Below are 25,907 nucleotides of genomic sequence, written 5' to 3' on the forward strand. Positions count from 1 at the left end.
CATCATGAGCACCATCGTACGTCCCGCCCTGGTCCTGTTTGCCGCCCTGACCGTGATCTGCGGCGTCGTCTATCCATTCGCCACGGCCGGCATCGGCCAGCTGGCTTTCAGCGATGAAGTCAACGGCAGCATCGTCGAGCGTGGCGGAAAACCCGTCGGCTCGACCCTGATCGGCCAGTCCTTCACATCGCCCAAGTACTTCTGGGGCCGTCCATCGGCCACCGCGCCGATGGCGAACAACGGCGCCGGTTCGGGCGGCTCGAACCAGGGACCGACCAATCCGGCCCTGGTGGACGCCGTCAAGGCGCGCATCGCCGCCCTGAAGGAAGCGGATCCCGGCAACACGCGCGCTATTCCCGTCGACCTGGTAACGGCGTCGGGCAGCGGCCTTGATCCGGAAATCAGCCTGGCCGGCGCCCTGTACCAGGCGCCGCGCGTAGCCCGCGTGCGCACCATGCCGCTGGCGCAGGTGGAAAACGCCATCGCCAAGGTGCAGAAAACCGCATATATCGGCTTTTTCGGTGAACCGCGCGTGAATGTGCTGGAACTGAACCTGGCGCTCGATGCCATGGCGAAGTAAGCTGGCGACGGCGCGTAGGTCGGCTTAGCGCAGCGTAAGCCGACATCACCTCCGGCCCGGCCAGGCCAACAACGTTGTCGGATTACGCGCTTGCGCGCCTCGGAGGCCCCGCTAATCCGACCTACGTGGTGACGTCGCTGCTTGACGCCACGGCAAAATAACAAGATAGCATTACGCAAGAAGATTAAAATACAACATGCTCCCCAACGACAGCCAACGCCCCGACCCTGATACCCTGCTGGCGCAAGTGCAGGCGCAGGAAAAGAAAGCCGCGCGCGGCCGGCTGCGCATTTATTTTGGCGCCTCGGCCGGCGTCGGCAAGACCTATGCGATGCTGGCGGCCGCGCGCAAATTGCTGGCCGATGGCCAGGACTTGCTGGTGGGCGTGGTGGAGACGCATGGGCGCCAGGATACGGCGGCCCAGCTTGACGGGCTGCCCGTGCTGCCCCTGAAGGCCATCGAGTACCGGGGCAAGACCCTGTACGAGTTCGACCTCGATGAAGCGCTGCGCCGCGCGCCGCCTTTGATACTGATGGATGAACTGGCCCATTCGAACGTGGCCGGTTCGCGCCATCCGAAGCGCTGGCAGGATGTCGAGGAATTGCTGGCGGCCGGCATCGACGTGCTGTCGACCGTCAACGTGCAGCATCTGGAAAGCCTCAATGACGTGGTGGGGGGGATCACGGGCGTGCGCGTGGCCGAAACCCTGCCCGACACGGTATTCGACCGCGCCGATGAAGTGGTGCTGGTCGATGTCCCCGCCGATGAACTGCTGCGCCGTCTGAAGCAGGGCAAGGTGTACCAGCCGTTGCAGGCCGAGCGGGCGTCGCAGCATTTTTTCCGCAAGGGCAATCTGATCGCCTTGCGCGAACTGGCCTTGCGCCGCACGGCGGACCGGGTACAGGACGATGTGCAGGCTTACCGCGTCGAGAAATCGATCAACCCCGTATGGAAGACGGGCGCCGCGCTGCTGGCCTGCGTGGGGCCGCACGCGGGGGGCGAGCACGTGATCCGCAGTACGGCGCGCCTGGCCAGCCAGCTGAATGCGGAATGGCATGCGCTGTACGTGGAAACGCCGCGTTTGCAGCGCCTGCCGGCGGGCCAGCGCGAGCGTATTTTGAAAACCCTGAAACTGGCGCAGGACCTGGGCGCGCGCACGGCCATTGTGCCGTCGGCCGACATCGCCGGCGCCGTGGTCGAGTATGCGCGCAGCGCGAATATCTCGAAAGTCATCGTGGGCCGCGGCCGAACCAGTGCGCTGGCGCGCCTGTGGCATGTGCCGCCGGCCGCGCGCATGGCCAGCCTGGCGCCCGATATCGATCTGATCGAGGTGGGCTTGCCGCCAGCCGATGCGGCGCCCCGGCGCGCAAGCGGCGACGATGCGGAAGCGCCGCGCCGGTCCTCGCGCCATTGGCGCTACATCGTGGCCGCCGGCGTCAGCCTGGCCACGGCCCTCGCTTCGGTTCCATTGCAACCGTACCTGGACCTGGCCAATATCGCCATGCTGTCCCTGCTGACGGTGGTGCTGGTGGCCGTGCGCCTGGGGCGCGGGCCGGCGGCGCTGGCCAGCCTGGTGGGCGTGGCCAGCTTCGATTTCATCTTCGTGCCGCCCCGTTTCTCGTTTGCCGTGGGCGATTTCCAGTATGTGATCACGTTTGGCGTGATGCTGGCCGTGGGCCTGATCACGGGCCATCTGACGGCCGGCCTGCGTTTCCAGGCGCGCGTGGCATCGCACCGCGAAGCGCGCGCCCGCGCCTTGTACGAATTTTCGCGCGAGCTGTCCGGCGTGCTGCAGACGGAGCAGATTTTCGACATCACGAAAAGCGCCATCGAACGGGCTTTCCGCGCGCGCGCCACCTTGCTGTTGCCCGATGACGAAGGCAGCTTGCAAGCCCCGAACGGCGGCGAGGCGCTCGATATCGGCATCGCCCAGTGGGCCTTCGACCATGCGCAGGCGGCGGGGACTGGCACCGACACCTTGCCGGCTTCCCCCATTTTCTACTTGCCGCTGATCGCGCCCATGCGCACGCGGGGCGTATTGGCGCTGCTGCCGCTCGAGGGCGCGCAGCGCGGGCGCTGGCTGCTGGTGCCGGAACAGCGCCAGCACCTCGATACCTTTGCCGCGCTGGCGGCCATCGCCCTCGAGCGCGTGCACTACATCGACGTGGCCCAGGGCGCGCTGCTGCAGATGGAGTCCGAGCGGCTGCGCAATTCGCTGCTGGCGGCCCTGTCGCACGATTTGCGCACGCCCTTGACGTCGCTGGTGGGCCTGGCCGAATCGCTGGCCCTGTCGCGGCCCGCGCTGTCGCCCGCGCAGCTGGACATGGCGCGCTCGCTGCAGTCCGAAACCGTGCGCATGAGCGCCCTGGTGGCGAACTTGCTGGACATGGCGCGCATCGAGAGCGGCCAGGTGCGGCTGAACCTGCAATGGCAGGCGCTGGAAGAAGTGGTGGGCAGCGCGCTGCGCGCCAGCGGCCCGCAATTGCAGCAGCATGCCGTGCAGACGCAGCTGGCGCCGGACCTGCCGCTGGTGCGCTACGACGCCGTGCTGGTCGAGCGCGTGCTGTGCAACCTGCTGGAAAACGCGGCCAAGTACACGCCGCCCGGCAGCACCATCACGGTCGCGGCCGGGGTGCACGGCCAGTTCCTGCAGGTGACGGTGTTTGACGATGGCCCGGGCTTGCCGCCGGGCCGCGAAGAAGCCATCTTTGAAAAATTCACGCGCGGCGAGCGCGAATCGAACAAGCCGGGTGTCGGCCTGGGGCTGGCCATTTGCCGCGCCATCGTCGAAGCCCACGGCGGCACCATCCACGCGCAGCCGCACGCGCCGGGACAGGGCGCCGCCATCGTCTTCAGCCTGCCGCTGGGCACGCCCCCGGCGCCGCCGGAGCTCGAGCTCGATGACGCCAACGACCATGAAACAGGAAAACCAATATGAACGAACCTTCCGCCACCGCCTTGCTGGTCGAGGATGAACCGCAAATCCGCCGCTTCGTGCGCGCCGCGCTGGAAGACGAGGGCTGGCAGATTTTCGAGTCCGCCACCATGCAGCGGGGCTTGATCGATGCCGGCACGCGGCGGCCCGACCTGATCGTGCTGGACCTGGGACTGCCCGATGGTGATGGCATCGATTTCATCGCCGACATCCGCAAATGGTCGGCCGTGCCCATCATCGTGCTGTCGGCGCGTGTTGACGAGCAGGACAAGATCCGCGCGCTCGACGCGGGCGCCGATGACTATCTGACCAAGCCGTTCGGCGTGGGCGAATTGCTGGCCCGCGTGCGCGCCACCTTGCGCCGCCAGCGCCAGCCCGCCGCCAGCGACGATGGCGTGGTGCAGTTTGGCGACGTGCGCGTCGACCTGAAGGACCGGCTGGTCACGCGCAACAAGCAGCTGGTGCACATGACGCCGACGGAATTCCGTTTGCTGTCCGTGCTCGTGAAGAACGCGGGCAGGGTGGTCACCAATCCGCAGCTGCTGCGTGAAGTGTGGGGGCCGTCGAACAGCGAAAACGGCCACTATCTGCGCATCTACATGGGCCATCTGCGCCAGAAGCTGGAAGCCGATCCGGCCCAGCCGCAGTACCTGCTGACGGAAACGGCCGTCGGCTACCGGCTGCTGCCGCCGCTCTAACACCTTTGTGTCCCCTGTTTGAAAACAGGCGCCGCGCGCGCCAGGGGGGACACTTTACTTGAAATTTTTGCAGCGATTTTTTTGCAGCGGCGGGCCAGCTGCGCCATGTTGGCAAAGGCCCATACCACCGATGAAGAAGAACAACCATGAACAAAATGCTACTTGCACTTGCCGTCGCCACAGCCTTGACGGGCAGCCTGGCCCACGCGGACGAGGCCAAGCCCGATAATGAAGTGAGCTTCAACGTGGCCGGCGTATCCGACTACCGCTACCGCGGCATCTCGCAGACGCGCTTGAAACCGGCGCTGCAGGGCGGCGTCGACTATGTCAACAACCCCACTGGCCTGTACGCGGGCGCCTGGGCCTCCACCATCAAGTGGACCAAGGACGCGGGCGGCAGCGGCGACGTGGAAGTGGACCTGTATGCGGGCAAGCGCGGCCAGTTGGGCAGTGATGTTGGCTATGACGTGGGCGTGCTCGCCTATGTGTATGCGGACAACGGCTTGAAGCACGTCGCCGGCCTGGCCGACGCGGACACGCAGGAAGTCTACGGCCAGTTGTCGTATGGCCCCGCCTATATCAAGTATTCGCACGCCGTCTCGAACCTGTTCGGCATCGTCAACAGCAAGAACAGCGGCTACCTGGACATCGGCGCGAATATCGATCTGACGAACGGCTGGACCGGAAATCTGCACGCGGGCCACCAGAAGGTCAAGAACAATGATGCATCGAGCTACACGGACTGGAAAGTGGGCGTCACGCGCGACTTCGGCATGGTGACGGGCGCTCTGGCCGTGATCGGCACGAACGCGGGAAAATCGGCCTATGCCTCGCCCGTGAATGGCAAATTCATGGGCAAGACGGCGCTGCAGCTGACGGTCAGCAAGACGTTTTAATTGACAGAGAGGAGAGGCGGCGCATGCGCCGCCTTTTTTGCGTGCTCTAGGCGGGCAGGTTGAAAACGGCGCAGTACAGCTGCCCCGGGCTGACCACGCGGGCGGCCGGGATCTGCGCGGCCAGCGCATGGGCGGGTGCCGCTTGCGTGTCCGTTGCCAGCAGCACGCGCAGGCCCGGATTGACGCTGCGCGCATGTGCGATGCGGCGCGCCAGGCCTGATTGTGCGGCGCCGTTGACGACACCGTCGAGCGGCACCACCAGCACGCGCGCGGCGATCAGGGCCGAACGGCTGCCCATGGAGTCGCGGCCTTCGCTGTCGATGACGATGTCGTGGTAGCAGTGCACCAGGTGTTCCAGCTCCGGCTGCAAACCCTTGGCGCTGATGGCGCGCGCCATCAGGCGCGGCCGCGTCAGGCTGCCGTGCATGGCGCCGTCGTGCATATTCCTGGCCTGCGCCATGGCGCCCTGGCGCGGATCGGCATCGAGCAGCAAGACCTTGCGTCCGGCCAGCGCGCGCGAGGCGGCCAGCCGCCCGGCCAGGATGGATTTCTCCATCCCTCCGCGTTCATCCGTGATGGCGATGATCATCTTGGCGCACGGCTGGCATGATGTTGGCAGGGGAAACCAGCTGCAGCAGACAGCCTTCGCGCGGCTCTTCCCTGTCGCTGGCCGTCCATACGGGCAGTTCCATCAGGGGCTCGAGTGCCGCGGCCAGGGTGGCCTGGCCGGCGGCCGACATGGGCGTCATCGGCAGGCGCAAGGCGTTGCGCACCTTGCCCTGCATGGCCAGCGCTGCTTTGACGGGAGCGGGATTCGGTTCGGCAAACAGCAGGCGGATGACGGGCAGCATGATCTTGAACAGGGCGCCGGCGGCGCCGTGGCGGCCCTGCCTGACGAGGTGGTACAACTGCGCATAAAGGTCGGGGCGCACCTGGGCGGCGGCCGACATGGCGCCATGGCCGCCCATGGACAGGCTGGCCAGCAGCAGCGCATCGTCGCCGCACAAGACGTCCAGGCGCGTGTCGAGCAGCAGTTCGCCCAGCTGCTGCAGCTTGCCGCCGGCTTCCTTGATGGCGACGAAGTGCGAGTCGCACGCCAGCAGGGCGGCCGTTTGCGGTTCGATATTGACGCCCGTGCGGGCCGGCACGTTGTACAGCACGATGGACTGGTCGGTGGCGGCGGCGATGGCCTGGAAGTGGCGCACGATGCCGTCCTGCGAAGGGCGCACATAGGCGGGGGCGGAGACCAACAGGCCCGCCAGCGGATGGTCGTTGTAGCGCTGCACCGTGGCGACGACGCTGCGCGTATCGCTGCCGCCTATCCCCATCACGACGGGGAAGCGGGGACCGACGGCTTCGAGCACGCTATCGAGCAGCATGGTCTGTTCGGCGGCGCTCAGCATGGTCGCTTCGCCCGTGGTGCCGCATACCACCAAGCCATCGATGCCGCTGGCGGCCAGTTCGCACGCGAGCTGCTGGGCCGCGTCGAAGTCGATGTCGCCGTCGCCATCCCGGAAGGGCGTGATCATCGGCACCCAGATGCCCTGAAAGTGCGTGGTGATGCGCATCGAGGACATCGCCTGCTCGCAGGAATACTGGTTCATAGCGATTTCCCCTGGCTGATGCGGCCAAATTCGGCCGCCGGCAGCAGGCGCATGACGGCATCCATGGTCAGGCGCAGGGCAGGTTCCGTCACGCACAGCCATACTTTCATGCGCTCGGCGTGGTCGACCGCCTCGACGCGCATGAACGACAGCATGCCGCCGCACGTCCTGACGACCAGCTGGCGCAGCTCGGCCAGGCAGGCTTTGTCGACCGTGATATGCATGAGGAAAGTGGGCAGGCGCGGGTGGCGGTGGGGCAGGGCTTGATGTGCGGACAGGCGTGAATGGGGTTCCATGGTGGCTTTGCAGCGGTGGTTGAGGTACGTTCAAGATTAGCAGCGGGGGCGTAAAGATTCTCTAAAAAGCGGGGCCGCCAGCGTAAATGGGGCGTATGCGTTTGCCGCCGGCGTGTTGCGTGGATGCCCCGCAGGTATGCTTTTGTTACAAAATTGAATCGTGCTTTTGAAGGCAGGGGTTTATATTGAAACCGTTCTCCGCTTTCAGTCAGCCCCGCCATGTCAGACGAAAAAGATCCCCAGCAGCCCCCGTCCACCGACCCAGCGCCGCCAGAGCCAGCACCGGCGCGGCCCGACAGGGTCGGCCGCCGGGCGCCTGATGACGAGCACCGCGCGCGCGACGCCGCCCCCCGCTACCTGAAGGATAACGATACGCCGCTGGCGCTAGCCTGGCGGGTGATCTCGTCGCGCTACCGCTCCATGCGCGACAAGGCCAGCCGCGATTTTATGCGGCGCACCCTGCGCATCGGCATCTCGGCGCGCATTTTCCACCCCGAGACGGGCGCCACTGGGCTGCGCAGCAAGAACCTGCAATACCTGGAAGAGTCGATCGCGCAGTGGGTCATGTCGCGCGACGTGCTGGTGTTCATGATCCCGACCGTCAATACCAACGGCCAGCTACACCCGAGTAACATCACCCTGCGCCACTATGCGCGCCACCTCGACGGCCTGGTGCTGCAGGGTGGCGCCGACGTTTCGCCGCAGACGTATTCCGAGGCGGCCACGCGGCCCGAATGGAACGGCGACCGCGCGCGCGACCTGTACGAACTGGAACTGCTGCACGAATTCGTCGATGCGGGCAAACCCGTGCTGGGCATATGCCGCGGCTGCCAATTGATCAACGTGGGCTTTGGCGGCACCCTGTACCAGGACATCGCTTCGGACGTGGAAGGCGCCGCCTCGCACGTCAACGATCTGTATGACCGTCACCGCCACACCATCGTCTTCCCGAAAGGCTCTTCGCTGGCCGGCATGTTCCCGAAGGCGGGGGAGGCGCTCGTCAATTCCATCCACCACCAGTCGGTCAAGGACCTGGGGCGCGACGTCACCGTGGAAGCGTATTCGCAAGGGGATAATATCGTCGAAGCCATCCGCTACCAGCGGGCGCGTTTTGTCATGGGCTTGCAGTGGCACCCGGAATTCCATTCGGCGGGCGGTGTCGAGCTGCTCGATTGCACGCCTATCCTCGATAATTTCTTGCGCGCGGCGCGGGAGACGCGGTTTTGAGTACGCACCTGATGCGCCGGCGCATGGTACTGGTCGGCCTGCTGGCGCTGCCCCTGGCGGGCTTGCGCGCGGCGCCGCGCCCGCATGACGGCCCGCTGGCGTTTGCGCTGACGTCCGCCGCGCGGGCCCGCATGCTCAAGGCGAAGGTGGCGCCGGCCATTGCGGAACAGGTGCTCAAGGCGGCGCGCAAGGATGCGGCGCGGCCCGTGCACCTGATGGCCGAAGTGCGCACGGGCGGCTTGCTGAAGGGAGAGGGCGGACGCGAGACCAGCCAGCAGGCGCAGGAAGACTGGCGCCAGGCGCGCTTGCAGGCCCTGGCTTGGCGGCTGTCGGGCGAGATGGCGCATTTCGAGGCGGCGCGCCAGCTGCTGCTGGTCTGGAGCGGCAGTTATCAGCCCTCGTTCAGTCCCGTCGACGAAACGGAACTGGCCAGCCTGTTGATGGGCTTTGACCTGGTGCAGGAGCGCTTGAACGGCGTCGAACGCGAGCAGGTGCAGGCGTTTTGCCGCACCCTGGCGAACGGGTATCTGAGTGATCCCATCAAGGTGGGCGGCCCGTCCACGGCGCGTAACAACTGGCACAGCCACCGCATCAAGATCGGCACGGCCGCCGCGTATGTCACGGGCGACGCCTTGCTGATCGCGCGCGCGAAGGAGCGCTTCCTGGCGCACGTGCCGCGCAATATCGGCGCCGGCGGCGTGCCCTTCGACTTCGAGCAGCGCGACGCCCTGCACTACACCACCTACAGCCTGGAGCCGCTGCTGACGACGGCGCTGATGGCGCAGGCGCATGGCGACGACTGGTATGGCGCGCCGGAAGCGAAGCGCCTTGCCGAGGCGCTGGCCTGGTTGTCACCGTATGCGCAGGGCAAAAAAACGCACGAGGAATTCGCGAAAAGCGCCGTGCCCTTCGACCGCAAGCGCGTGGCGGCCGGCGAAAAGGGCTTTACGGGGAATTGGGAACCGAAGGGCGCCGCCAATGTGTATTTGCTGGCGGCGCGCTTCGATCCTGCTTACCTGTCCCTGGCGCTGGAATTGCGTCCGCCAGCCTGGGCGCTGGCGCTGTATGGCAACTGATTAAAACTTCGTGCGCAAGGTCAGCATGACATTGCGCGGTTCGCCGTAAAAGCCCGTCTGGAACAGGCCCAGGCCCGTGAAGTGCTTTTTACCCGTCAGGTTGTTCACGTTCAGGCTGGCCGTTGTGTTCTTGCTGATTTCGTAGCGGGCCAACAGGTTGACCAGGGCAAAGCCGCCTTGTTCAATGCGCGCATAGTCATTGGCGGCCGGGTTCCAGATATGGCCGTAGTAGCCGCTTTGCCAGTTGACGCCACCACCCACGGTGATTTTATTCAGGCTGGCCGGCAGGCGCCATGTCCCCTGCACGCGCAGCAGGTGCGGCGGCTGCGTCGTTTGCAGCATGGTGGAAAACACTTCCTGCCCATCCTTGTCGCGGATACGCGTATAGGTATAGCCGGCGCTCAGTTTCACATCGTTCAGCACTTCGCCGGTCACTTCCATTTCCAGGCCGCGGCTGGTGACGCCGTCGATGCCTTCATACGCCTCCTCGCCATTGACCTCGCCCACATAGTTGGCCACGTTGCTCTGGCGGATCTGGTACAGCGAGGCGCTGGCGTTGACTTTACCTTCCAGGAATTCGGCTTTCATGCCCGCCTCGAAACCCTTGCCACGCACGGGGGTGAGGAAGTTGCGGTTCCTGTCGCGGTTGCTTTGCGGCGCGAAGATGCTCGTGTAGCTGCCGAAGAGGGAATAGGTTTTGTCCAGGTCATACACGACGCCCGCATACGGCGTGATGACCTTGCTTTCATCGATACGCGAGGTGATGCGCGCCGTGCCGCTGTCGAAGAAGCTGCGGTCCTGGTCCTGCTTGTAGTTGCTCACGCGGGCGCCGACGATGACGGACAGCGCATCCAGGGGACGCAGGCGCAGCGCGCCATACAGGCCGCTCTGGCGTGTCTTGTCGTTGTCGTTGCCCAGGCGCGTGAACGCCGGTTCCGCGTACTGGCCGCGCCAGTCGAAGTAGCTGCCTTCCACGGGCGGGTAGACGGATTCGTAGACGGGACCGTCCTGCTTCGCGCTGGAATGGGAATAGCCGATCATCGCTTCGTGGCGGCGGCCGAAGGCCGTAAATGGTCCGCTGGCGTCCACGTTGACGGTGGTCTGGCGGCGGTCGCCCTTGTATTTACCCATGAAGAAGTAGGCGCCTTCGCCCGTGACGGGATCGGGATTGCCGCCGCTGGCCGAACCGAGCACGCTGTCATGCTTGCTGCGCAGCTGGTTGGCGCTCAATTTCAGTTTCCACCCGTTGGCGAACGTATGTTCGAGCGACGAGAACAGCGTGGTGTTCTGCATGTCGCGGCGGCTCCAGTCCGTGGCCGGGTTCCACGAGGTGGGAAAATCCGTGCGCGAGCCGTCGGCCAGCAGCACGGGGAAGCCCGTCCAGGTCGAGCCGCGCGGCTTGTAGTCCTGGTGCGTGAAGCCGGCCGTCAGCAGGGTGACGGGTGTCAGGTCCGCCTCGATGATGCCGTAGGCGACGGACTTCTGCTGCGTGTAGCGGTCCAGGTGGGAATGCTTGTCCTGGTAGGCGCCCACCAGTCGGCCGCGCACCGTGCTGCTGTCGTTGAGGGGTCCGGAGACATCGGCTTCGCCGCGGTAGTTGTCCCACGATCCCGCGCCCAGGGTGGCCGAGCCCTCGAAGGCTGCGGTGGGGCGCTTGCGCACCATGTTGACGGTGGCCGACGGGTCGCCCGAGCCGCTCATCAAGCCCGTTGCACCCTTGAGCACTTCGATGCGGTCGTAGATGGCCATGTCGCTGTTCGTCGTGCCCCAGTCGTAGACGCCGTCATAGATGGCCGACACGCCGTCGTACTGGAAATTGGTGACGGCAAAGCCGCGCGCCCAGAAGCTCCAGCGGTCGCTGTCATAGTTTTGCACGTTGACGCCATTGACGTTCTTCATGACGTCGGAGACGGCATTGCTGTTCTGGTCATCCATCTGCTGGCGCGTGACGATGGTCAGCGACTGTGGCGTTTCGCGCTGCGTCAGGGCCAGGCCCGTGGCGCCGCTGGCGGGGCCGCCCGTATAGCTGCCCGTGCCGCTGGTGGCGGCGCTGCGTTCGGCCGCCGCCACCACCGTGACGCCGCCCATGACGGCCACGCCGCGGCTGTCCGCCGAAGGGGCACCGGCGCTGGCGGGGATTTTCTGCAGCAGGTAGCCGCCATTCGCCTGCGGCACGGCTTGCAGGCCGCTGCCGGCCAGCAGCACGCGGAAACCATCGTGCACGCCATAGCTGCCTTGCAGGCCGGCGCTGCGCAAGCCCTGCGTGGCGTCGCTGGAGAACGACAATAAAATGGCGCTGTCGCTGCCGAAGCGCGTCAGCACGTCGCCCAGCACACCGGCGGGAATGCTGTAGGTGCGCACTTGCCGGGTTTGTGCCTGGGCCGATGCCGGCAGGGCCAGTGCCATGCCGATCTGCGACAGGGCGCAGGCGAGGACGGTGCGGGTAAGGAGGGAACGCGAAGCGTGGTGCATGGAATAAAACCTTTCGTGGATGCGCAAGATGGAGACTGCCTATCTTCCAGGTCACGCAAGCACGGAGAAACAGCTCACTTTGCAGAAAATATTTTTCAGCGGGCCGCCAGTTCTATCCTGACGACTTGATGGCCCCAGAAGCGCGTGACAGTATGGCGCCGCAGCTGCAGGCTGGCGCCGACGGCGTCGAGGATGGCATCGATATCGGCCAGCGGGTAGGAGCCGGAGACGCGCAGGCCGGCGATGGCGGGCGCGCAGGTCAATGGATGGTCGCTGTAGCGCGACAGCTCGGCGAGGAAATCGGCCAGGCGCATGTCGTGCGCCACGAGCATGCCATTGAGCCACGCGCCGCCATACGGCGCCAGGGCCTGGCGGTGCACGCCCGTGCCGTCGAAATGGGCGCCTTCGCCGGGACGCAGCACCAGGCGCTGCGCGCCATCATCGGCCAGCACGGCGACGGCCCCTTCGAGCACGCCGGCGCAGGCGTATTGCTCGTGCAGGCGCACGGTGAAACGCGTGCCCAGCGCCTGCAGGCTGCCGTGCGGCGTACCGACGAAGAAGGGGCGCTGCGCCGCATCCTTGCCGGTGGCGATGAAGATTTCACCGGCCAGCAGTTCGATGCGGCGCTGTACGCCGTCGTAAGCGATATTGACGGCGCTATTGGTATTGAGCGTGAGCTGCGTGCCGTCATCGAGGGTCACGACGCGGCGCTGGTTGACGGCCGTGCGGTAGTCGGCCATCCAGCCGCGCCATGGGCTGCGGCGTTCGAACGCATACAGCGAGGCGCCGCAGGCCAGCAGCAGTGCCAGGGTTTTGACGGCGTGGCGGCGCGGCGCGTTCGCTTGCACGCAGGCGCGCAGCAGGGTCGCGTGCACGGCGGACGGCAGGTGTTCGTGCTGCGTTTGCAGCTGCTGCCACGCCTGCGTGGCGCTGCCGGCGCGCTGCAGATGGCGTTTCACGGTGGCCAGCGAGATGCCGAGCTGGCGCGCGATGTCTTCCTGCGGCAGTTCGTCGAACTGGCGTAGCAAAAAAGCCCGTTTCACGGGAGGCGGCAAGCCGTCGAGCATGCGGTCGAGTTCAAACACGGTGGCCAGCAGCAGCGCCCGATCCTCGGGCGACGGCGCATGCAGGGGCGGCAGCTGCGCCAGCACGTCGAGGTAAGCCTGTTCCAGTTTCTGGCGGCGGTAATGGTTGAACAGCACGCGCTGGGCGACAGTGGCGAGAAAGGCGCGCGGTTCGCGCGCGGCGACGGCGTCTTCGCGGTCGAGCAGGCGCATGAAGGTGTCCTGCGCCACATCGGCCGCGCACGCCGTGCTGCCCAGTTTCTTGCGCAGCCAGCCCTGCAGCCAGCCGTGGTGGTTGGCATACAGTGTCGCGATGTCCTGGCGTTGTAACGGCTTTGCCAGCGGCATCGCATTCCCCCTTGCATGGCCAACCCGGTGGGCTGGCGTTTTTAAACAATAATAAGAATCATTCTCACTTATTGTAACAAGCAGGGGATGGCGCTGTAAATGACGGGGAGGCGCGGTGTGGTTTTTTGGGTTGAAGAGAGGGTAGGTCGGACTAGGTGGGGCCGCCGAGGTCCGAAGGACCGTAATCCGACGCCAGCACTGGCGCTAACAATGTTGTCGGATTACGCCCTACGGGCTAATCCGACCTACGTTTCCAGGCTGAGCAGCCTTAGTAGTTCATCGGCTCGCCGCGAAAACATCTGATGGCCGAATCGACCATGCCCTCGGCGCTGCCCTGCAAGCTGTGCTGCTTGCGCAGGTATTGCGCGTCGCTCCATTGCTTGGCCACGTCCGACAGGTGTTTCAGTGCCGGCGTGCTGCCCAGCGCCTCGGCGTGCGGTTCCATCTTGCGCAGGGTGGTCATGATGTCTTCACGCAGCGACATCGTCTCGTAGGTTTTCGGATGCGTGATGGCGCCGTCGAGGCCGAAGCGGCAAGCCTGGAAGCGGTTGTAGTTATACACGAGGTAATCGTCTTCGACTGGTGGCACCTCCTTGCGTTCGAGCAGGTAGCGGCACAGGGCCTGCAGGTAGGCGGCCAGCGCGGCGGCCCGTTCCACCGTCAGCGGCGTGTCGCACACGCGCAGTTCGATGGTGCCGAATTCCGGCTTGGGACGGATATCCCAGTAAAAATCCTTCATGCTCTTGATGATGCCCGTGTTCTCCATCTTGGCGAAATACTCGTTGGAGAACTGGTCCCAGCTCAGGGTGAACGGCGCGCGCCCGCTCATGGGAAACGCGAACACGGAGTTCAGGCGGGCCGAATCGAACAGGGTGTCGCGGCCCTGCACGTAGGGCGAGGAAGCCGACAGGGCGATGAAGTGGGGGATGTAGCGGTTCAGCGAATGCAGCAGGAACATGGCGTCGTCGCCCGAGGCGCAGCCGATGTGCACGTGCTGGCCGAAGATGGTGAACTGCTTGGCCAGGTAGCCGTACAGCTCCGAAATCTCCTGGAAGCGGGGCTTGGAAAAGATCTTTTGCGACGACCATTGCTGGAACGGGTGCGTGCCGCCGCCCGCGATGCCGATATTGAGCTTGTCGCCGGCCGTGATCAATGTGTCGCGGATTTCCTGCAATTGCGCCAGCAGGGGGCCGTGATGCGTGTGCACGCTCGAGTTGATCTCGATCATGCTCTCGGTGATTTCCGGCGTGACGTTGCCGGGGAACGGTTTTTTATTCAGCAGATGCAGCAGGTCGGGGCTGGCGGCCGTCAAGTCGTAGTCCGACAGGTTCACCAGTTGCAGTTCGAGTTCGACGCCGAAGGTCAGCGCGGCCGATTGGCCAAAGGGTTCCAGCGGCATTTAGCGCTCCTTGATTTCATGGGTTTCTTTGGCCAGCATCAGCACGCGCTGCACCAGCACGGGGCCGACCAGTTCCAGGCCCAGCGTGATGGCGGCCAGGGCGTTCAATTCGTCGCCGAAGTTCACGCCGTGCTGGCGCGCGTGTTCGAGCAGCAGGATGATGAAGACGGAAACGGGCGTCAGCGCCACGCCCGTCAGCACGCCCTTGCGCCAGGAAATGCCGCTCACGTGCGAAAACGCGGCCACGCCGGCGACCTTCGTCAGCAAGCGTCCGCCGACGACGGCCAGGGCAAGGCCCGCGCCGGCCGTCACGCTGGCCCATTCCAGGGTCGAGGCGGCATACACGAACAGCAGCACCGTCAGCAGCTCGCCCATGGCGCCGAAATTGCGCTGCGCCTGGCTGAAGGCGACACGGCGGTGGCGCGCCACCAGGCCGAAGGTGAGCGTGGCCAGCAGCGGCGACAGGCTGGTGGTGTAGGTCAGGGCGACGAGCAGCATCACCGACAGCGCGAACGCCACGGTGGCATCCTGCGCCATATTGCCCAGGCGGCGCAGCATGGCCGGCACGACGATGCCGAAGACGGTGCCGGCGGCCACCGAGGCGGCCAGCACGGCGGCGCTGCTGCTGCTCGCCTCGATCAGGTCGGTGGAGCTCTGGAACATCCAGAAGCCGACGATGATGTTGAACGTGAAGACGGCCAGCACGCAATTCAAGGCCGTGAGGTGGACGATGCGCTCCGTGACCTGGCCCGAGCTGCGTTCCTCGTTGATGACGCGCATGATGGTGGCCGGCGAGGTGGACATGGCCAGCGATGCCAGCAGCAGCGCCGTCATCGAGGTGCTGCCGAATTCGATGCCGATGAAGTAGACGACGGCAAAGGTCAGCAGGGATTCGACCAGGCCCGTGACGGCGATCCACGGATTGTTCTTCAGCCAGCGCAGATTGATGCGGTAGCCCACCTCGAACAGGATCAGGCCGAAGGCCACGTCGGCCAGCACCAGCATGGGACCGGCGTCCGTCTGCGGCAGGATGCCCACCTGTGTCTGCGCGAGGACGAATCCGATCACGCCGTAAAAACTGATGCGCGGCAGGCCAGTCCAGCGGTGGCCGAATTCGCCCACCACCCAGGCCAGGGTAATGGCGAACGGCCAGGACAGGTCGGCGGCGATCGAGATCAGACTTTGCATGCTCATTCCTTTGAAAATGGCGCTGGCACCGGCCGGCAGCACGGGGGCTGGCGCGGCAATGTCGTGGTGCAGCGATGGTGCATTGTTTGCGCAGAGCGATGCGCCGATTCTACCGGAGCAGAAGGCGCGCACGATGTGCGCAATCGAACAGTGTCGCGGCCATGGCGGCCGCGCACAGGATGCAGCAGGTTGGGCAGGGCTGGTATCAGCGTATGGTACCCGCCCGCAGCGGAGATGCTCCGCACGGTAGTGCCGTGTCGCAGTGTACGGCATGGCGGCCCCCTGCCGCCATGGACTTTTTGTTGGGCGCTTTTATTTACTGAGCAGACGCATGCCCCGCTCCAGCCCGTCGATCGACAGAGGGAACATGCGGTTGTTCATCAACTGCCGCATCACGCCGATCGATTGGCGGTACTGCCACAATCCCTCCGATTCGGGATTGAGCCAGATGAATTTCGGGAACGCCTGGGTAAAGCGCGCCAGCCACGTCGATCCCGCTTCCTCGTTGTTGTATTCGACGCTGCCGCCCGGCTGCAGGATTTCATAGGGGCTCATGGTGGCGTCGCCGACGAAGATCAGCTTGGTGTCGGGCGGGTATTTGCGCAGCACGTCCCAGGTGGGAAAACGCTCGGCGTTACGGCGCCGGTTGTTCTTCCACAGGTAATCGTAGACGCAGTTATGGAAGTAAAAGAACTCCATGTTCTTGAATTCCGTCTTCGCCGCCGAGAACAGCTCCTCGGTGCGCTCGATATGGTCATCCATGCTGCCGCCCACGTCGAGCAGCATCAGCACCTTGATGCGGTTCTTGCGCTCGGGCCGCATCCTGATGTCGAGGTAGCCCGCATTGTTCGCCGTGGCGGCGATGGTGGCGTCCAGCGCCAGTTCGTCTTCCGCCCCTTCGCGCGCGAACTTGCGCAGGCGGCGCAGCGCCACCTTGATGTTGCGCGTGCCCAGTTCGCGCTCGCCGTCGTAATCCTTGTAGCTGCGCGCTTCCCATACTTTCACGGCCGTGCGGTTGCCGCCCTTGCCGCCGATGCGGATGCCTTCCGGATTCGTGCCGCCGTTGCCGAACGGCGACGTGCCGCCCGTGCCTATCCACTTGCTGCCGCCCTCGTGGCGCTCCTTCTGCTCCTTCAGCAGTTCGTTCAGGCGGTCCATCAGCTTGTCGTAGCCGAATTTTTCCAGCTGCGCCTTCTGCTCCTCGGACAGCTCGCGCTGCATGCGCTTGAGCAGCCAGTCGAGCGGAATCGCCGCGTTCGTGTCGAAGGCCGCGTTGACGCCCTTGAAATACTGGGCAAACGCGCGGTCGAACTTGTCGAAATGGGCTTCATCCTTGACCAGGGTCAGGCGCGACAGATAGTAAAAATCATCCATCGAAGCGTCGATGACGTTCTTTTGCAGCGCCTCAAGCAAGGTCAAAAATTCCTTGATCGAGACCGGAATCTTCGCGTCCTTGAGCGTGAAGAAGAAATCGATCAGCATGGCGACCGCTCTCCCGCGCGGGGCAGTGCGGCGATGGGGCGCTGCGCCAGTTTGTAGCGCAGGTGGGCGGCGATTTCCGGCCACTCGCCGCGCGTGATGCTGTACATGACGGTGTCGCGCACGGTGCCGTCGCGGCGTAGCGCATGGTGGCGCAGCACGCCATCCTTTTTCGCGCCCAGGCGTTCGATGGCCGCCTGCGAGGCGTGGTTGAAATTATCGGTGCGCAGGCCCACCAGCGCGCAGCCGAGCGTGTCGAAGGCGTGCGCCAGCAGCAGCAATTTGCAGGTGGTGTTGACGTGGCTGCGCTGGCAGCGCTTCGCATACCAGGTGTAGCCGATTTCCAGGCGCCCGATGGCCGGTACCACGTCGTGGTAGCTGGTGGTGCCGAGCACCTCGCCGCTGGCCGCGTCGACGACGGCAAAGGCGAAGCGCGAAGGGCGCATCTCGACGCCCTTGAAAATGTACTGGTCCACCTGGTCCGGCTCGGGCACGGAGGTGACGCGCAGATTCCACAGTTCGCCATCCATGGCCGCCGCGCGCAGGCCGGCCGCATGGTGCGGCGCCAGCGCTTCGAGGCGGATGCCGTGCAGTTCCAGGGGGACGAAGACCTTGTCGGGGCTGATGTCGTTCACCGGCGCTCCTTAGCGGTTGGTGCGCGACATGAACATCAGACGCTCGAACAGGTGCACGTCCTGCTCGTTTTTCAGCAGCGCCCCGTGCAGCGGCGGCACGACGGCCTTGTTGTCCTTGCTGCGCAAGGCTTCGGCCGGGATGTCCTCGGCCAGCAGGAGTTTCAACCAGTCGAGGAATTCCGACGTCGACGGTTTTTTCTTCAGACCCGGCACGTCGCGCACTTCATAGAAGGTTTGCAGCGCCTGCGCCAGCAATTCCTGTTTCAGGTGCGGGTAGTGGACGGCGACGATCTGCTCCATCGTGTCCTTGTCCGGGAATTTGATGTAGTGGAAGAAGCAGCGGCGCAAAAAGGCGTCCGGCAATTCCTTCTCGTTGTTCGAGGTGATGATGACGAGCGGGCGGTGGCGCGCCGTGACCATTTCGCGCGTCTCGTACACGTAGAACTCCATGCGGTCCAGTTCGCGCAGCAGGTCGTTCGGGAATTCGATGTCGGCCTTGTCGATTTCATCGATCAAGAGTACCACCGGTTTGGGCGCCGTGAACGCCTGCCACAGCACGCCCTTGACGATGTAGTTCTGGATGTCGCGCACGCGCTCGTCGCCCAGCTGCGAATCGCGCAGGCGCGAGACGGCGTCGTATTCGTACAGGCCCTGCTGCGCCTTGGTAGTCGATTTGATATGCCATTGCATCAGCGGCATGTTCAGCGCGGCGGCCACTTCCTCGGCCAGCATGGTCTTGCCCGTGCCCGGTTCTCCCTTGATCAGCAGCGGGCGTTGCAGGGTCAGCGCCGCATTCACGGCCAGTTTCAGGTCGGCGGTGGCGACATAGCTGTCGGAACCTTCGAAGCGTTGGCCTTGCTGGGGGTGCTGTGCTTGCATGAGCGGTCTGCCAAAGTAGGGAAATGGTGAGTATAAACAGAACTGTGGCCCAGCGTCACGCGGACGGCCTGTGCCTGCGTGCCTACAATGCGGGTTTTATAGGTGGACTTGCAAGAATATCTTGGCTAGAATCGGCAAGCAGCAGATTAATTGGCAACCTTAATTGTCAACACATAAAATCAAAAAAAACCAGCTCTGGCGTTTCTCCGATTACCTTTGTTCACATTGCCACTATGAAAAAAATATTTGCACTTCTCGTGCTTGCCGGCATAGCAAATGCCGTCACAGCGGCTGACATTGTAGGAAACGCCAAGGCAGCCCCTGCCAAGGTGGAAATGTGTATCGGCTGCCACGGCATTCCCGGTTACAAGGCAACCTTCCCTGAAGTATTCCAGGTGCCGATGATCGGCGGCCAGCCGGCAAAATATATCGAGAATGCGCTGCAAGCCTACAAGAAGGGCGACCGCAAGCACCCCAGCATGAAGGGCATCGCCAGCAGCCTGTCGGACCAGGATATCGCCGATGTCGCCGCGTATTATGCGCAACAAGCCAAGACGAACTGAGGACCAGCCCGATGAAAAAATTACTCGCCGCCCTCGTTTGCGCCACCGTCTCGTTTTCCGCCAGCGCCGCCGGCAATATCAACACGGGCAAGGCCCTGGCCGAAAAATACAGCTGCGCCACCTGCCACGGCAAGGATTACAGTTCGCCCATCGACCCGTCGTACCCGAAACTGGCGGGCCAGCACAAGGATTACCTGGAACATGCGCTGACCGCGTATAAACGGGGCGACAAGGCCAACGGCCGCAACAACGCCATCATGACGGGCCAGGTAAAACCGCTGAGCAACCAGGACATCAAGGACCTGGCCGCTTATCTGCACAGCTTGCCGAGCAGCCTGGTGACCCATCGCTGAGCGGTAACGCCGGCTCAGGCTTTCAGCCCCACCCGGCGAGCAAGTTTATGCAAATTGCTGGCATCGAGTCCCAACTGCCGCGCCGCAGCGGCCCAGTTATCCTGATGCAGCACCAGCGCTTGCCGGATCGCCTGGCGCTGGCTCGCTTCCACGATCTGATGCATCGATAGCAGCGGCGCCGCCGGTGTGCCGCACGCGGCTGGCGCCAGCGGCAGCGCGTCCGTGCCGGCCGGCGCTTCCAGCGCATCGAGGTCGAGCATATCCGTTTCCAGGGTCACGATGTCCTTGCGGTCCGCGCCGCGTATCACGGCTTTCAGCGCGGCCCGGCTGATCACATGTTCCAGTTCGCGCACATTGCCCGGCCAGCGGTAGTGGCACAAGGCGTTTTCCGCCGCGGCGGACAGGCGCAGGCTGCGTAAGCCCAGGCGCGCGCGGTTCAGTTCCAGGAATCCCCCGGCCAGCAGCAGCACGTCATTGCCCCGCTCGCGCAGCGGCGGAATCGGCACGGGATAGACGGATAAACGGTGATACAGGTCGGCGCGGAACGAGCCGTCGCGCACGTGTTCGCGCAAGCTGCGGTTGGTGGCGGCGATCACGCGCACGTTGACCCGGCGCGGCCGGTCCGCGCCCAGGCGCTGGATTTCCCCATTTTGCAAGGTGCGCAGCAGCTTGGCCTGTATCGACAATGGCAATTCGCCCACTTCATCGAGAAACAGGGTGCCTCCTTCGGCCGCCTCGAAGCGCCCGGGCCGGTCGCTGACGGCGCCGGAAAACGCACCGCGCACATGGCCGAACAATTCGCTTTCGGCCAGGGACTCGGGCAAAGCCGCGCAATTGACATGGATCAAAGGCTTGCCCGCGCGGCGCGACAGCCGGTGCAGGCGGTGCGCGCACAATTCCTTGCCCACGCCCGTCTCTCCCAGCAGCAGAACGGGCAGCTCGGAATCGGCCACCACCTGCAATTCGTGCAGCAAGTGCGTGATGGCGCTGCTCTGGCCCACGAAATCGTGTTCCTCGCGCGGCGCTTGCGCGTCGGCCAGCATGGCGCCGCCCGACAGGCGCAGGGCGCGGATTTCCGTCTCCAGGCGGGTCACGCGCACGGCCGCCTCGATGGCGCAGGCCAGTTCGCCCAGGTCGCGCTGCGCTTGCGTATCGAAGGTGCCCACCTGCAGCGCGTCGAGCGTGATCACGCCCCAGCGTTCGCCTTCCAGGTCCAGCGCCATGCCCATGCAGTCGTGCACGGGCAGCGGCTCGCCGGCCCGCTCGGCGATCAGGCCATCGTAGGGATCGGGCAGCGAGCTGTCGTGGTGGAAGCACAGCACGCCGCGCCGCTGCAGGATGGCGGCCAGGCGCGGATGGTCGGCGACGGCGAAGCGGCGTCCCAGCGCGTCGTTGGCCAGGCCGGCCATCGCCACGGGGCGCAAATGCTCGCCGTCGAGCTTGAGCAAGGCCACGGCCTCGCAGCCGAAGTGGGCGCGCAGGCTGCCGACGAGGCGCTGCAGGCGCACGGCCACGGGCAGGTCGGCGACCAGGTCGGTGAGTAGCAGCAGGTGGATGGCGGTGGTGGTCATAAGTACCATGCAGGGTACAACGGACCATGCTTGAAAAGGGTCATATCGACCCTGCATTTTTCAAATCGTTGATTTAAAACAAGTTTTTCCTGGCACACGGATTGCCTAGGTAAGGGTGCCGAACCGGCATACAAGACCAAGGAAAGCTTGATGAAAACGACTCCCTCCCTCCGCGCCATTGCCGCCGCCGTCTGCGTACTGGCCATGCCCCTGTCCGTGCAAGCCCAGGCGAGCCTGCCGGCCAGCGCCGCCGCCACCGCCGCCAAACCCGCCACCGCCGCGGTCAAGCGCTATGAACTGCAAACCAATATCGTCGACGGCAAGATGGTGTTCATCGACGCCAAGGGCCAGGTCAACCCCGTACTGGCGGCCAAGGTGGGTGACACGGTGGAACTCGTGCTGAAAAGCGGCGAAGGCGCCGAGCACGATCTGCTGATCCCGGAATTGAATGTGGCCTCGGCCAAGTTCAGCGCCAACAGCGGCAGCACCACCGTGCGCTTCAAGGTCACGCGCGCCGGCACGTTCACCTATTACTGCTCGATCCCCGGCCACCGCCAGATCGGCATGGAAGGCAAGCTGGAAGTGACCGGCACCTCGCTGGCCGAAGCCGGAACACCGAAGGCCGCTGGCGCTGGCGCCGGCAGCGCTGCCAGCGAATCGAGCCAGGCCGCGGCGCTGGCCCTGTACACGCCCGCGCCGTCGCCGATGCGCGGCCCCGATCCCTCGGCCGTCAGCGTGGCGGCCAATCCGGCCTCCGTGCCGACCGCCATCGGCGCGCGCGCGCCGCAAACCCTGAAATACCGGATGGAGACGGTGGAACTGCCGGGCAAGCTCGATGACGGCACCAGTTTTACCTACTGGACCTTCAACCGCCAGGTGCCCGGCCCGATGCTGCGCGCGAAGGTGGGCGACACGGTGGAGCTGACCCTGTTCAACGCCAAGGACAGCAAGATGATCCACTCGATCGACCTGCACGCCGTGACGGGCGGCCATGGCGGCGGACAGCACACGCAGGTGGCACCGGGGCAGGAAAAAACCGTCACTTTCAAGGCGCTCAATCCGGGCCTGTATGTGTACCACTGCGCCACGCCGCTGGTGCCGCAGCATATCGCGGCCGGCATGTACGGCATGATCCTGGTCGAACCGGAAGGCGGACTCTCAAAAGTCGACCGCGAGTACTACGTGATGCAGGGCGAGATGTACACGGGCCGTCCGCACGGCGCACCCGTGCACCAGGAACCGAACCTGGAAAAAATGGCCAATGAGCTGCCCGACTACTACGTCTTCAACGGCGAAGTGGGCGCGCTGAGCAAGACGCACAAATTGCAGGCGAAAGTTGGAGAAACGGTGCGCATCTATTTCGGCGTCGGCGGTCCGAACAAGATTTCATCGTTCCACATCATCGGCGAGATCTTCGACAAGGTGTACAGCGAAGGCTCGATCAGCAGCCCGAAACACGACGTGCAAACCACCCTGGTGGCACCGGGCGGCGCGACCATCGTCGAACTCAAGGTACAGCATCCTGGCAGCTATCTGCTGGTCGACCATGCGCTGTCGCGCGCCGGCAAGGGCGCCGTGGGCGTGCTGGAAGTGACTGGCGAACCCGTACCCGGCGTCTACCACGCTGGTGCCCGTCAATAAACCCCATTCATCATCAAGGAACCATTATGGAAATGATCGACCAATCCCTGGGCCAGCTGGCCCGACGCATCCCCGGCGCCACGCGCCTGTTCGATGCCCACCGCCTGGATTTCTGCTGCGGCGGCAACAAGACCCTGCGCGCGGCGGCCGAAGCGGCCGGCGTGGACACGGCGCCCATCGTCAAGGAACTGCAAGTGCTGGCAGGGCGGACTGACGCCAGCGGCGAGCGTGACTGGCAGGAAGCTTCGGCCACCGAGCTGGTGGAACACATCCTGTCGCGTTACCACGCCGTGCACCGCGAACAGCTGCCCGAGCTGATACGCCTGGCGCGCAAGGTCGAGCAGGTGCATGGCGACCGCGCCGACTGTCCGCACGGGCTGGCGGAACACCTGTCGGCCATGGCGCAGGAGCTGGAAAGCCATATGCGCAAGGAAGAAGACGTGCTGTTCCCCATGATCGTGCGCGGCCAGGGCCCCCGGGCCGGCGCGCCCATCAACGTGATGCGCATGGAGCACGACGACCATGGCGTGGCCTTGCGCGCGATGGAGGAAATGACGCACGACATCACCGCGCCGGCCGGCGCCTGCACCACCTGGCGCGCGCTGTACACGGGCTTGCGCACCTTCCGCGAAGACCTGATGGCGCACATCCATACTGAAAACAATATCCTGTTCGAGCGCTTTGCGCCGGCCGTGGTGCACTGACAAAGGAAAGACCCATGGGTCCCTACAAAAAACTCTGGTTCACCCTGATCGGTGTGCTGATCGTGACGTTTTCGCTGCTCGGCTACTACGGCGCCGAAGTGTACCGGCAGGCGCCGCCGATCCCCGCGCAGGTGCTGGCGCAGGATGGTCGGCAACTGTTCGACCGCGAGGGCATCCTCGATGGCCAAACGGCCTGGCAATCGGTCGGCGGCATGCAGCTCGGCTCCATCTGGGGCCACGGCGCCTACCAGGCGCCCGACTGGACGGCCGACTGGCTGCACCGCGAACTGACGGCCTGGCTGGAACTGGCCGCGCAAGAGCAGCATGGCAAGGCGTACGCGGCGCTCGACGGTCCCGCGCAGGCGGCGCTGCGCGAAGCGCTCAAAATCGAATACCGCGGCAACCGGGCCGATGATGCGCAAGTGCTGCGCCTGTCGCCGCGCCGCGTGCAAGCGATTGCCAACACGGCGCACTATTACGACCAGCTGTTTTCCGATGCGCCGGCGCTGCAAAAAAGCCGCGAACACTTCGCCATGAAGGAAAACACCCTGCCCAGCGCCGAGCGGCGCGCACAGATGACGCAGTTCTTCTTCTGGACAGCGTGGGCTGCCGCCACCGAGCGTCCTGGCCAGAAAGTGACCTATACGAACAACTGGCCGCACGAACCGCTGATCGGCAACCAGCCCAGCGGCGAAAACCTCGTCTGGTCGGTTGCCAGCGTGGTGGTGCTGCTGGCCGGCGTGGGCTTCCTCGTCTGGGGCTGGGCCTTCTTGCGCGACCATGACGAAGCGCTGCCTGCAGCCGGTCCGCGCGACCCGCTTACCACTTTCGCGCTGACGCCTTCGCAGCGGGGACTGGGCAAGTACCTGTTCCTGGTGGTGGCGCTGTTCATCTTCCAGGTCTTCATCGGCGGCTTCACGGCGCACTACACGGTGGAAGGGCAGCAGTTCTACGGCATTGACGTGTCGCGCTGGTTCCCGTATGCGCTCACGCGCACCTGGCATATTCAGGCCGCGCTGTTCTGGATCGCCACCGGCTTCCTGGCCGCCGGCCTGTTCCTCGCGCCCCTGATCAATGGAGGCAAGGACCCCAAGTGGCAGCGCCTCGGTGTCGACGTGCTGTTCTGGGCCCTCGTCGCCGTGGTGGTCGGCTCCTTCATCGGCAACTACCTGGCCATCGCGCAAGTGATGCCGCCCGAGTGGAATTTCTGGCTCGGCCATCAGGGTTATGAATATGTGGACCTGGGACGCTTGTGGCAGATTGGTAAATACGTGGGCATTTTGCTGTGGCTCGTCTTGATGCTGCGCGGTGTCGTGCCGGCCCTGCGCAAGCCGGGCGGCGACAAGAACCTGCTGGCGCTCTTGACCGCATCCGTGGGCGCCATCGGCCTGTTCTACGGCGCCGGCCTGTTCTACGGCGAGCGCACGCACCTGTCCGTGATGGAGTACTGGCGCTGGTGGGTGGTGCACCTGTGGGTGGAAGGTTTCTTTGAAGTGTTCGCCACGACGGCGCTGGCCTTCATCTTCTCGACCCTGGGCCTGGTGTCGGTGCGCATGGCCACGGCGGCCAGCCTGGCGTCGGCCTCGCTGTTCATGCTGGGCGGGATACCCGGCACTTTCCACCACCTGTACTTCGCCGGCACCACCACGCCCGTGATGGCCATCGGCGCGAGCTTCAGCGCGCTGGAAGTGGTGCCGCTGATCGTGCTGGGGCATGAAGCGTGGGAAAACTGGCGCCTGAAGGAACGCGCGCCATGGATGGAAAACCTGCGCTGGCCGCTCATGTGCTTTGTCGCCGTCGCCTTCTGGAACATGCTGGGCGCCGGCGTGCTGGGCTTCATGATCAATCCGCCCGTCGCCCTGTACTACATCCAGGGCCTGAACACGACCCCCGTGCATGCGCATGCGGCGCTGTTCGGCGTGTACGGTTTCCTGGCGCTGGGCTTTACCTTGCTGGTGCTGCGCTATCTGCGCCCCGACTACCGCTTCAGCCCTGCCTTGATGAAGACGGCGTTCTGGGGCTTGAACGTGGGCCTGGTGCTGATGATCTTTACCAGCTTGCTGCCGATAGGCATCATCCAGTTCCACGCCAGCGTGACGGAAGGCCTGTGGTATGCGCGCAGCGAAGCGTTCATGCAGCAGCCACTGCTGCAGAATCTGCGCTGGATACGTACCTTCGGCGACGTGGTCTTCATCGGCGGCGCCATCGCCATGGCGCTGCAGGTGGTGCTGGGATTGATGGACAAGGCGAAGGCACCCGCGCTGCCACAGGCGGTACGGCCAGCCTGATCGGTTGCTGC

At 64.8% G+C, this 25,907-nt stretch carries 22 protein-coding genes and 1 pseudogene; 11 read left to right on the forward strand and 12 right to left on the reverse strand.

Annotated elements, in window-relative coordinates; translation table 11 throughout:
- Nucleotides 1-4 precede the first annotated feature (4 nt).
- From kdpC to ACQ4WO_RS00980, 4 genes are all read left to right on the forward strand, one after another.
- Complete coding sequence (gene kdpC, locus ACQ4WO_RS00965) at nt 5-580, forward strand: potassium-transporting ATPase subunit KdpC (RefSeq protein ID WP_436479866.1); 576 nt, start codon at nt 5-7, stop codon at nt 578-580.
- Nucleotides 581-776: 196 nt separating this feature from the next.
- Nucleotides 777-3,518 (forward strand): DUF4118 domain-containing protein, encoded by a 2,742-nt coding sequence (locus ACQ4WO_RS00970; protein ID WP_436479867.1) that lies wholly within the window; start codon nt 777-779, stop codon nt 3,516-3,518.
- Nucleotides 3,515-4,213, forward strand: coding sequence for a two-component system response regulator KdpE (kdpE, locus tag ACQ4WO_RS00975; protein WP_436479868.1), 699 nt, complete (start codon nt 3,515-3,517; stop codon nt 4,211-4,213). Before ACQ4WO_RS00970 ends, kdpE begins: the two co-directional genes overlap by 4 nt.
- 146 nt (nt 4,214-4,359) lie before the next feature.
- Nucleotides 4,360-5,109, forward strand: coding sequence for a TorF family putative porin (locus ACQ4WO_RS00980; protein ID WP_436479869.1), 750 nt, complete (start codon nt 4,360-4,362; stop codon nt 5,107-5,109).
- 46 nt (nt 5,110-5,155) lie between these two features.
- On the opposite strand, the gene ACQ4WO_RS00985 is transcribed toward ACQ4WO_RS00980, so the two are convergent.
- The 3 genes from ACQ4WO_RS00985 to ACQ4WO_RS00995 are packed head-to-tail and all read right to left on the reverse strand — an operon-like array spanning nt 5,156 to nt 7,009.
- Nucleotides 5,156-5,698, reverse strand: a complete 543-nt coding sequence (locus tag ACQ4WO_RS00985; RefSeq protein ID WP_436479870.1) for a division plane positioning ATPase MipZ — start codon at nt 5,696-5,698, stop codon at nt 5,156-5,158.
- Nucleotides 5,676-6,713, reverse strand: coding sequence for a 4-hydroxy-tetrahydrodipicolinate synthase (gene dapA, locus ACQ4WO_RS00990; protein ID WP_436479871.1), 1,038 nt, complete (start codon nt 6,711-6,713; stop codon nt 5,676-5,678). Before dapA ends, ACQ4WO_RS00985 begins: the two co-directional genes overlap by 23 nt.
- Entirely contained in the window at nt 6,710-7,009 is a 300-nt protein-coding gene (locus tag ACQ4WO_RS00995; protein WP_230518844.1) for a hypothetical protein, read from the reverse strand. The genes dapA and ACQ4WO_RS00995 overlap by 4 nt, the downstream gene beginning before the upstream one ends.
- 219 nt (nt 7,010-7,228) lie before the next feature.
- Between ACQ4WO_RS00995 and ACQ4WO_RS01000 the strand changes: the two genes are divergently transcribed.
- Nucleotides 7,229-8,236, forward strand: a complete 1,008-nt coding sequence (locus tag ACQ4WO_RS01000) for a gamma-glutamyl-gamma-aminobutyrate hydrolase family protein (protein ID WP_436479872.1) — start codon at nt 7,229-7,231, stop codon at nt 8,234-8,236.
- Nucleotides 8,233-9,312 carry an alginate lyase family protein gene (locus tag ACQ4WO_RS01005; RefSeq protein ID WP_436479873.1) on the forward strand — a complete coding sequence of 360 codons (1,080 nt, stop codon included), beginning with the start codon at nt 8,233-8,235 and terminating at the stop codon, nt 9,310-9,312. The genes ACQ4WO_RS01000 and ACQ4WO_RS01005 overlap by 4 nt, the downstream gene beginning before the upstream one ends.
- Here ACQ4WO_RS01005 and ACQ4WO_RS01010 read toward each other — a convergent pair whose 3' ends face one another.
- The 8 genes and pseudogenes from ACQ4WO_RS01010 to ACQ4WO_RS01045 all read right to left on the reverse strand — a co-directional run bounded on the left by ACQ4WO_RS01010 (nt 9,313) and on the right by ACQ4WO_RS01045 (nt 18,776).
- Complete coding sequence (locus ACQ4WO_RS01010; RefSeq protein WP_436479874.1) at nt 9,313-11,784, reverse strand: TonB-dependent siderophore receptor; 2,472 nt, start codon at nt 11,782-11,784, stop codon at nt 9,313-9,315.
- 95 nt (nt 11,785-11,879) lie between these two features.
- Nucleotides 11,880-12,524 (reverse strand): FecR domain-containing protein, encoded by a 645-nt coding sequence (locus ACQ4WO_RS01015; protein ID WP_436480627.1) that lies wholly within the window; start codon nt 12,522-12,524, stop codon nt 11,880-11,882.
- 189 nt (nt 12,525-12,713) lie between these two features.
- A pseudogene (locus ACQ4WO_RS01020) lies at nt 12,714-13,196 on the reverse strand (sigma-70 family RNA polymerase sigma factor); the annotation flags it as partial.
- A 268-nt stretch (nt 13,197-13,464) separates the two neighbouring features.
- Nucleotides 13,465-14,595, reverse strand: coding sequence for a YbdK family carboxylate-amine ligase (locus tag ACQ4WO_RS01025; RefSeq protein WP_034746510.1), 1,131 nt, complete (start codon nt 14,593-14,595; stop codon nt 13,465-13,467).
- The gene (locus tag ACQ4WO_RS01030; protein ID WP_046684256.1) at nt 14,596-15,783 is read right to left on the reverse strand and encodes a cation:proton antiporter; all 1,188 of its coding nucleotides are present in this window, start codon (nt 15,781-15,783) and stop codon (nt 14,596-14,598) included.
- A gap of 312 nt (nt 15,784-16,095) precedes the next feature.
- Nucleotides 16,096-17,265, reverse strand: coding sequence for a vWA domain-containing protein (locus tag ACQ4WO_RS01035; protein ID WP_034746518.1), 1,170 nt, complete (start codon nt 17,263-17,265; stop codon nt 16,096-16,098).
- Nucleotides 17,259-17,897 (reverse strand): GNAT family N-acetyltransferase, encoded by a 639-nt coding sequence (locus tag ACQ4WO_RS01040; protein ID WP_436479875.1) that lies wholly within the window; start codon nt 17,895-17,897, stop codon nt 17,259-17,261. Before ACQ4WO_RS01040 ends, ACQ4WO_RS01035 begins: the two co-directional genes overlap by 7 nt.
- 9 nt (nt 17,898-17,906) lie before the next feature.
- Nucleotides 17,907-18,776, reverse strand: a complete 870-nt coding sequence (locus ACQ4WO_RS01045; RefSeq protein WP_436479876.1) for an AAA family ATPase — start codon at nt 18,774-18,776, stop codon at nt 17,907-17,909.
- Between the two features lie 233 nt (nt 18,777-19,009).
- Between ACQ4WO_RS01045 and ACQ4WO_RS01050 the strand changes: the two genes are divergently transcribed.
- Complete coding sequence (locus ACQ4WO_RS01050) at nt 19,010-19,339, forward strand: c-type cytochrome (protein WP_034746524.1); 330 nt, start codon at nt 19,010-19,012, stop codon at nt 19,337-19,339.
- An 11-nt stretch (nt 19,340-19,350) separates the two neighbouring features.
- A complete protein-coding gene (locus ACQ4WO_RS01055; protein ID WP_034746527.1) occupies nt 19,351-19,692 on the forward strand; it encodes a c-type cytochrome in 342 nt (113 codons plus the stop codon).
- Between the two features lie 14 nt (nt 19,693-19,706).
- Here the strand turns inward: ACQ4WO_RS01055 and norR are convergent, their stop codons facing one another.
- Nucleotides 19,707-21,263: a nitric oxide reductase transcriptional regulator NorR gene (norR, locus tag ACQ4WO_RS01060; RefSeq protein WP_139090737.1), complete on the reverse strand. Its 1,557-nt coding sequence runs from the start codon at nt 21,261-21,263 to the stop codon at nt 19,707-19,709.
- A gap of 150 nt (nt 21,264-21,413) precedes the next feature.
- Between norR and nirK the strand changes: the two genes are divergently transcribed.
- From nirK to ACQ4WO_RS01075, 3 genes are read left to right on the forward strand one after another with little or no spacing between them, the layout of a single operon-like run.
- Nucleotides 21,414-22,904, forward strand: coding sequence for a copper-containing nitrite reductase (gene nirK / locus ACQ4WO_RS01065; protein WP_436479877.1), 1,491 nt, complete (start codon nt 21,414-21,416; stop codon nt 22,902-22,904).
- 26 nt (nt 22,905-22,930) lie between these two features.
- Nucleotides 22,931-23,608, forward strand: a complete 678-nt coding sequence (ytfE, locus tag ACQ4WO_RS01070) for an iron-sulfur cluster repair protein YtfE (protein WP_436479878.1) — start codon at nt 22,931-22,933, stop codon at nt 23,606-23,608.
- 14 nt (nt 23,609-23,622) lie between these two features.
- Nucleotides 23,623-25,896, forward strand: coding sequence for a nitric-oxide reductase large subunit (locus ACQ4WO_RS01075; protein ID WP_436479879.1), 2,274 nt, complete (start codon nt 23,623-23,625; stop codon nt 25,894-25,896).
- Nucleotides 25,897-25,907 lie beyond the last annotated feature (11 nt).

The sequence above is a fragment of the Janthinobacterium aestuarii genome (assembly GCF_051380835.1).
GTDB lineage: Bacteria > Pseudomonadota > Gammaproteobacteria > Burkholderiales > Burkholderiaceae_D > Janthinobacterium > Janthinobacterium aestuarii.

Excerpts from the sequence above, each read along its gene's own strand:
- ACQ4WO_RS01075 (WP_436479879.1), top strand. The coding sequence starts at position 23,623 with ATGGGTCCCTACAAAAAACTCTGGTTCACCCTGATCGGTGTGCTGATC.
- ACQ4WO_RS01000 (WP_436479872.1), top strand. The coding sequence starts at position 7,229 with ATGTCAGACGAAAAAGATCCCCAGCAGCCCCCGTCCACCGACCCAGCG.
- ACQ4WO_RS01055 (WP_034746527.1), top strand. The coding sequence starts at position 19,351 with ATGAAAAAATTACTCGCCGCCCTCGTTTGCGCCACCGTCTCGTTTTCC.
- ACQ4WO_RS01035 (WP_034746518.1), bottom strand. The coding sequence starts at position 17,265 with ATGCTGATCGATTTCTTCTTCACGCTCAAGGACGCGAAGATTCCGGTC.
- ACQ4WO_RS01025 (WP_034746510.1), bottom strand. The coding sequence starts at position 14,595 with ATGCCGCTGGAACCCTTTGGCCAATCGGCCGCGCTGACCTTCGGCGTC.
- ACQ4WO_RS01050 (WP_034746524.1), top strand. The coding sequence starts at position 19,010 with ATGAAAAAAATATTTGCACTTCTCGTGCTTGCCGGCATAGCAAATGCC.
- ACQ4WO_RS01045 (WP_436479876.1), bottom strand. The coding sequence starts at position 18,776 with ATGCAAGCACAGCACCCCCAGCAAGGCCAACGCTTCGAAGGTTCCGAC.
- kdpE (WP_436479868.1), top strand. The coding sequence starts at position 3,515 with ATGAACGAACCTTCCGCCACCGCCTTGCTGGTCGAGGATGAACCGCAA.
- kdpC (WP_436479866.1), top strand. The coding sequence starts at position 5 with ATGAGCACCATCGTACGTCCCGCCCTGGTCCTGTTTGCCGCCCTGACC.
- ACQ4WO_RS00970 (WP_436479867.1), top strand. The coding sequence starts at position 777 with ATGCTCCCCAACGACAGCCAACGCCCCGACCCTGATACCCTGCTGGCG.
- ACQ4WO_RS00985 (WP_436479870.1), bottom strand. The coding sequence starts at position 5,698 with ATGATCATCGCCATCACGGATGAACGCGGAGGGATGGAGAAATCCATC.
- norR (WP_139090737.1), bottom strand. The coding sequence starts at position 21,263 with ATGACCACCACCGCCATCCACCTGCTGCTACTCACCGACCTGGTCGCC.
- ACQ4WO_RS01010 (WP_436479874.1), bottom strand. The coding sequence starts at position 11,784 with ATGCACCACGCTTCGCGTTCCCTCCTTACCCGCACCGTCCTCGCCTGC.
- dapA (WP_436479871.1), bottom strand. The coding sequence starts at position 6,713 with ATGAACCAGTATTCCTGCGAGCAGGCGATGTCCTCGATGCGCATCACC.
- ytfE (WP_436479878.1), top strand. The coding sequence starts at position 22,931 with ATGGAAATGATCGACCAATCCCTGGGCCAGCTGGCCCGACGCATCCCC.
- ACQ4WO_RS00980 (WP_436479869.1), top strand. The coding sequence starts at position 4,360 with ATGAACAAAATGCTACTTGCACTTGCCGTCGCCACAGCCTTGACGGGC.
- ACQ4WO_RS01030 (WP_046684256.1), bottom strand. The coding sequence starts at position 15,783 with ATGCAAAGTCTGATCTCGATCGCCGCCGACCTGTCCTGGCCGTTCGCC.
- ACQ4WO_RS01015 (WP_436480627.1), bottom strand. The coding sequence starts at position 12,524 with ATGGCCGACTACCGCACGGCCGTCAACCAGCGCCGCGTCGTGACCCTC.
- ACQ4WO_RS00995 (WP_230518844.1), bottom strand. The coding sequence starts at position 7,009 with ATGGAACCCCATTCACGCCTGTCCGCACATCAAGCCCTGCCCCACCGC.
- nirK (WP_436479877.1), top strand. The coding sequence starts at position 21,414 with ATGAAAACGACTCCCTCCCTCCGCGCCATTGCCGCCGCCGTCTGCGTA.